This is a genomic window from Halorubrum tebenquichense DSM 14210 (genome assembly GCF_000337415.1).
In the GTDB taxonomy this organism is placed as follows: Archaea; Halobacteriota; Halobacteria; order Halobacteriales; family Haloferacaceae; genus Halorubrum; species Halorubrum tebenquichense.
The window spans coordinates 24,840-30,917 of record NZ_AOJD01000081.1 but is presented as its reverse complement, the minus strand read 5'-3'; the positions used below and the strand labels follow the sequence as shown (position 1 = coordinate 30,917).

Below are 6,078 nucleotides of genomic sequence, written 5' to 3'. Positions count from 1 at the left end.
AGTTCCTCAACGCGGTTCTCGATACCGGTCAGATCAATCTGAGCCAATTCCCCGTAGTCGACGTCGGTGACAGAATCTGTCTGCGGAGATTCTGCCTTTGTGTTAACGGAGGGAACAACCGCTCCTGCGGTGGCCGTACCGACACCCACGATAACACTCCGGCGAGTAGTGGCTGGGGAAGACGTGGAGGGCTTATCAGTCATGTTGCTGGTTATGTCGTCTCTGTCTGGGATCATTTCCCGGTTGCCAGAAAACAATTTGGGCTAGGTATCTCACGTATTCCCCATCTGAGAGGTTTCGGCTCTCAGTGTGTTCGTTATCAGGCAAAGCGTTGCGATGGTACAATGAACCCACGCTCATAGGAAGCAGATTGTTGGTCGCAGTAGTGAACCTTGATCCGGGGTAGTAGATTCCGTGATTCGCCTACCGATACGCCCCGATCCGCACCCAAATCGCCCTCTCGCTATCCCAGTTCGACATGATCTGTCGTAGGCTTAACTAGTCGAAGCTACTATTCGCCTCGACTATCATCCCGAGCGCGAAGGCGCGAAGCGTGTCTGGCTCAACCAGACCGACGTGAATGACGAGGCCGGAGTTCTAATTGATGAGGCACAGTCCCCACAACAGAGGATCTTCTTTCGGCTCGGCGCACAGGCCAGCCTCCGGCGTGAGGAGACCCCGAGCGTCACAACGAATAATAGGACGAACTCGGTTCACAGATGCCTTCAGAAGCACCGAGGGGATAGGACCCTCAGCACTATTCTGTTCCTATGGGGTGGAGCTGCCACCCATAGAAGACGTGAGAGGCATATTGTACTGCTATTTCGGAAGGTGGTAAGCTGTCCTTCGCGGTGGGCCTTCGACGTGATCGCCACAGCTGTCGTTACAGATTCGAATACTGTTACAGGCTCTAATAGTTATTACGGATTCTGACACGTGTTACAGTCTATTCGAGAGTGTCATAGAACTCTGGTCATGGTGTTTATTTCCCGGTATTAATACTGAATCAGCCGTGAGAACTTGCCTGCTTACCTATCGTTTCGGATGGGCGCCACTATCCTAAACCGACGAGACCGTAGATCAGTCCGAAGAGACCGAGGTAGAATCTGATATACAAGGATCATATCTCATCCATCAGATCCGTGATCAATGTCGTGAAGCCGCGACAACTCAAGCAGGAGGGCATTTTATACTGAAATCCGTTTCAGTTTGTCCGTTCGACATGAACAAACTCACGATACCTGATTCAACTGTTTTATTCGGCGCATCAAATTCAAATAGTTCTTTGAGTCTTCCATGGTGATATTGATACGTAAACGTATACGACGACTATGGCCTCACTACTCCCTCTAAAACCAACAGCCAGATCAGCATCTGATCGTGGGTTAGAACCGAGACTCGTTGACTTCGAAGACGAATCTGCGGAACAGATTCTATCGGCAGTCGCATCAACAACGGCCCGTCGTATCCTTAGTCGAATTTATGAAGATCCGACGACAGCGTCGGACATTGCTGCTGAGATTGACTCGTCAGTACAGAATATTAGCTACCACCTCGACCGGCTACAAGACGCAGAGTTAGTGGAAGTGATTGAGACGTGGTATTCCGAGCAAGGACGCGAGATGGATGTGTATGCTCCGACGAATAGCGCGCTTGTCCTTTTTGCGGGAGCAGAACGAACAACCCCGTCACTTGCAACCGCGTTGCGTCGTGTCTTTGGCGCAGTTGGGATCGTCGGTGTTGTCAGTATCATCGTCCACGCACGCTGGTCAGTATCAACACCCACACCAATATCTCGGGGCGGAGAACCTCCACAGCCGGACCCAACTCTGTGGGAGACACTCGTTACGTTCGGAACCGGCCCTGGTGGATTCCTTTTAGGGGTCAGTATCCTTGTGATCTTGTCTCTCTTTGTGACGTGGTACTGGCGGACGTATCGTCCAACACGAAGTCACACTCACGCAGCGTGAGAGCGTTTCTGGGACTCAAAGACGCATTTGAATCTGGGATAGGACGATGTCTCCCCCCGTTAATGGTAGTGTATGAAACGCCGACTGTTTCTGGCAAGTGCTGGGATTGGCCTCTCAACAGCAGTAGCGGGTTGCACCTCCCAAGCACCGTTGAGCGCATCGTCCGAATCAGACTTAGAAGCGGGATCTAATACCTCCAAGACCATAGAAAACGAGACCGATCAAAAATTGGAACAGACACGTATCGAAGTTGGCGACACCACTGAGAGAACTATCGGGACCGGATCGCTCGAAGAGCGTGGTCTCAGAACAGCTCACCACGTCGTATTCGGGAATCCCACGGAGGCCACCCATCACGGAACGGTTACAATTTCGACTGCCAGCGAGACAGTATTTGAGGAATCGGTGGTACTCGAAGCAAACGCGAGTATCGTTGCGTCGCTTACCGATCTCGGCACGTACACCGTTCGGGTCACAGTTCCTGAGTTGGATGCGACCGAGGTAGTCACACTCGACGCTCACCAATTCACCTGTAACGTGACCAAAACGACGGTCAACGTTCAGGAGGATGGCGCACTCGGCTCCACGAGTATTTCGACGCGGATGGCGTGTCCCGGTGTTGTTTCCGAAACGGCTCCCTCCGACGAGGTTATGTCGCACACACTTGGTGACGAGCCAGTCCCCGCTGACACGGGGCAATTCACGCACACGTTCATGCTCCGGAATCCGTCGGACGAAACGTGGACGGCCAGAATGCTCGTTGAGGCCGACTCGACGGCGCAATTTGACGGGCTCTATGCGGTCGAACCTGAGAGCACAGTACTACTCACCCTCACTGAGAGCAGTACATACACGCTATCGGTTGATGTACTCGAAACAGAGATGACGGCCAGTGAGCAGATAACGCCCGAAAATTTCGACTGTAACCAGTCGTCAACACGGGTAGAAATTGATTCTGAGGGAGAACTCATAATGAATACCCTGTCAACGCTCATGGCTTGCGGCACCGAAACAAATTCGACGGACGAGTCGTCCTAGTATGAGGGCGTCATAGAACACGTGGTACACCAAAGAGCAGGGTGAACGCTGGGATGGATGAGTTCAGCGACCCTGTACTGAGCGATCGGGGAGATAAATTATCAGCCGCTGAGGATTTCAACAAAGCCGCCAGTACATGAGGCGGTCGAATTTAGTAGACGTTTTTGAGAATCGAGCGGTCATTGTAGAGTTAATTCAGGAGAAAGTGAAGGCTTTGATTCGTTGTTGAGACGCTGACGGCCTACGCGCCGTGTTTCTCGACGTACTCGCGGGCCGCCTCGCGGATGACGTCCTCGGGGCCTTCGACGCATTCGCGGCGGAGGTCGGGGTACTGCCCGTCAAGCGCGCGGGCGACGTGCCCGTCGAGGTCGGCAACGGCCTCGACCGCCATGCCCTCTAGGTCCTCCGAAAGGAGGCTGGCGACGGCCCGACTGACCGCACAGCTCCGGCTCTCGAAGGCGATCTCCTCGATGCGCCCGTCAGTGACCGTCACATGGAACTCGCCGTCGTCGCCGCAGGTTGTCTCCTCAGAGGACTTCACGAACGTCGGGTCGGTGAGCGCGCCCGAGCTGCGAGGGCGGTGGTAGTGGTCGCTGATACTGTCGTGGTAGCGGTCGGAGGCGAGGTACGCGTCTAGGTCATCGCGGGCCGAGTCGACGACCTCGAGGAGGCGGTCCACGTCTGCGCGAGTGTTGTACACGTAGAAGGACGCGCGAGCGGAGCCGGGGATGTCAAGGCGGTCGTGTAGCGGTTGCGTACAGTGGTCACCGGCGCGGATGGCTATGCCGCGGTCATTGAGGAGGCTAGAGAGGTCGTGCCCGTGGACACCCTCGACGTTGAACGAGACGAGGCCGGTCCGCTCCTCGCCGACTCCGGGGCCGTAAGCCCGGACGAACTCCCGGTCCGCGAGCTCTCTAAGGAGGTACTGCGCGAGGTCGTTCTCGTGGTCGCGGACGACGTCCATCCCGAGTTCCGCGAGGTAGTCGACGGCCGCGCCGAGGGCGATACCCTCCGCAATGGGAGGCGTGCCGGCCTCGAACTTCCAAGGCAGCCCGTTCCATGTGGAGTCAGTAAGCGTTACGTTCCGGATCATCTCCCCGCCAAAAAGGAACGGGTCGAGGTCCTCTAGCAGCTCCCGCTTCCCGTACAGTCCGCCGATCCCGGTCGGGCCGGCAAGCTTGTGCCCGCTGAACGCGAAGAAATCCGCGTCTATCGCTTCCACATCGACGGGGCGCGTCGGCGCAGACTGGGCACCGTCGACGATCGCGTACGCGTCGTGGTCGTGCGCGAGGGCTGCGAGGTCCGCGACGGGGTTGACCGATCCGAGCACGTTCGAAACGTGGGGCGCACAGAGGACTGCGGTGTCGTCGGTGACGATGTCGCTGGTGACCTCCATGTCGAGATGCCCGTCAGTCGTGACGGGAATGTGGCGGACGGTCGCGCCCGTGCGCTTAGCGATCTGCTGCCAAGTAACAAGCGAGGCATGGTGGTCCATCTCCGTCGCGACGATCTCGTCGTCCTCGTCGAGGTGTCGGCTGAGGCCGTACGCGACAAGATTGATACTCTCGGTGGTGTTCTTGGTGAAGACGACCTCCTCGCGGCCGTCGGCTCCGAGGAAGTCGGCGACACGGTCGTGCGCCCGTTCGTAGGCAAGCGAGGCCTCGTGGCTCAGCTCGTGGATCCCGCGGTGAACATTCGCGTTGTATCCCGCGTAGAACTCCTCGAAGACCTCGTACACCTGGCGAGGGGTGTGCGTGGTCGCGGCGTTGTCGAGGTAGGTGAGCGGATGTCCGTTCACGCGCCGGTCGAGGACAGGGAAATCCGCACGTATTGCTTCGGCATCGAAACTCATGATACTACCAAGAAATCAATTCTGATTAAATAAACCATGGGTAAGATTGCTACTCAATGACGCAGTTGACCGCGCTCACATGACCCGCAAGATTATCCACTTCTTCGCCGACACCGTGATCGATAATTCGAATCCGGCGGCTCCCTGCCAGCAGTTGGGAAACAACCTACGGTAGAATATACATGCTGCGTTCAAATGTTGCTTCTCAAAGTTTTTGACTATATTATCAATATATAATTGGGGTTTTATAGATCGGTTACATACCGCTCGTTATGCGACACCTCGGACTTAAAATACGGATGGCCGTCGTCGGCACTATCCTTTTCGCGTTCTATTCCGTAGCTGTCGCTGTAGCGTGGTACTTCTTCGGGCAGAGTCAGAGCACCCTCGCGCTTGTCATCGTCGGCAGTATTCTTCTCGTGGGCATCCAGTACAAGGTTGGAAAGTGGGCCGCGCTCAAGAGCGTCGGCGCTGAACAATGGATAAACAGCAATATCCAGAGATTTACCTGTTCGTCGAGAAGGTCTGCTACGAAAAGGATCTAAAGATGCCGAGTCTAAAGACCTCGAACATGGGCGCGCCGAATGCGTTCGCAGTCGGTCGCCGCGGCAACGGGACCATCGTTGTCTCCCGCGAACTCATTCAACTGCTTGACCGGGACGAACTTGAGGGCGTCCTAGCGCACGAACTCGCACATATCGACAACCGCGACGTTATTACGATACAAATCGGCCAAGGCATCGCCTCGATCGTCAGCATTGTCGCACAGTATATTGTCCTGTTTACGGGCGACAACGACATCATGGATTTCTTCCTTGCCACCGTAGTCGGGAACCTCGTACAGTTCTTCGTGATGCCATTTGTACTCGCCATCAGCCGACACCGCGAGTACGTGGCGGATGCCGACGCCCGCCGCGCAATCGGCTCCGGGGATCCGCTCGTTCGCGCACTTAAGAAGATCCACCAAGGAAATCAGCACGCCTCTCGATCTACAGGTCAGCGTACTGGTAAACCAGTAAATCAGCGTACCAGCAGATACGAGAAACCGCGCCGCCGTGATCAGGGTTCTCACCAACAAGTGGCTACTCTCTGTATCTCTAGCCCTGATCGCAACCTCATACAGCGGGCAATGTCCACGCATCCACCGATGGAGAAGCGCATCCAGCGCCTCCTATCATAGATCCCTTTGTCTAAAATTGAGACTGACCTATGCCCAAA

General features: G+C 55.7%; 4 protein-coding genes and 1 pseudogene. 3 read left to right on the top strand and 2 right to left on the bottom strand.

Annotation, left to right across the window (positions count from 1 at the left end):
* Window positions 1-236, bottom strand: a 236-nt coding sequence (locus C472_RS17685; protein ID WP_206536594.1) for a hypothetical protein, incomplete at its 3' end; no start/stop codon positions are given.
* 1,095 nt (window positions 237-1,331) lie between these two features.
* On the opposite strand from C472_RS17685, the gene C472_RS16660 reads away from it, so the two are divergent.
* Window positions 1,332-1,970: an ArsR/SmtB family transcription factor gene (locus C472_RS16660; RefSeq protein WP_006630779.1), complete on the top strand. Its 639-nt coding sequence runs from the start codon at window positions 1,332-1,334 to the stop codon at window positions 1,968-1,970.
* 72 nt (window positions 1,971-2,042) lie between these two features.
* The gene (locus C472_RS15355) at window positions 2,043-3,008 is read left to right on the top strand and encodes a hypothetical protein (protein ID WP_049906816.1); all 966 of its coding nucleotides are present in this window, start codon (window positions 2,043-2,045) and stop codon (window positions 3,006-3,008) included.
* A 241-nt stretch (window positions 3,009-3,249) separates the two neighbouring features.
* Here C472_RS15355 and C472_RS15350 read toward each other — a convergent pair whose 3' ends face one another.
* The gene (locus C472_RS15350) at window positions 3,250-4,860 is read right to left on the bottom strand and encodes a SufS family cysteine desulfurase (RefSeq protein WP_049906813.1); all 1,611 of its coding nucleotides are present in this window, start codon (window positions 4,858-4,860) and stop codon (window positions 3,250-3,252) included.
* 299 nt (window positions 4,861-5,159) lie between these two features.
* Here C472_RS15350 and C472_RS15345 point away from each other — a divergent pair.
* A pseudogene (locus C472_RS15345) lies at window positions 5,160-6,040 on the top strand (M48 family metallopeptidase).
* The last annotated feature ends 38 nt before the right edge of the window (window positions 6,041-6,078 follow it).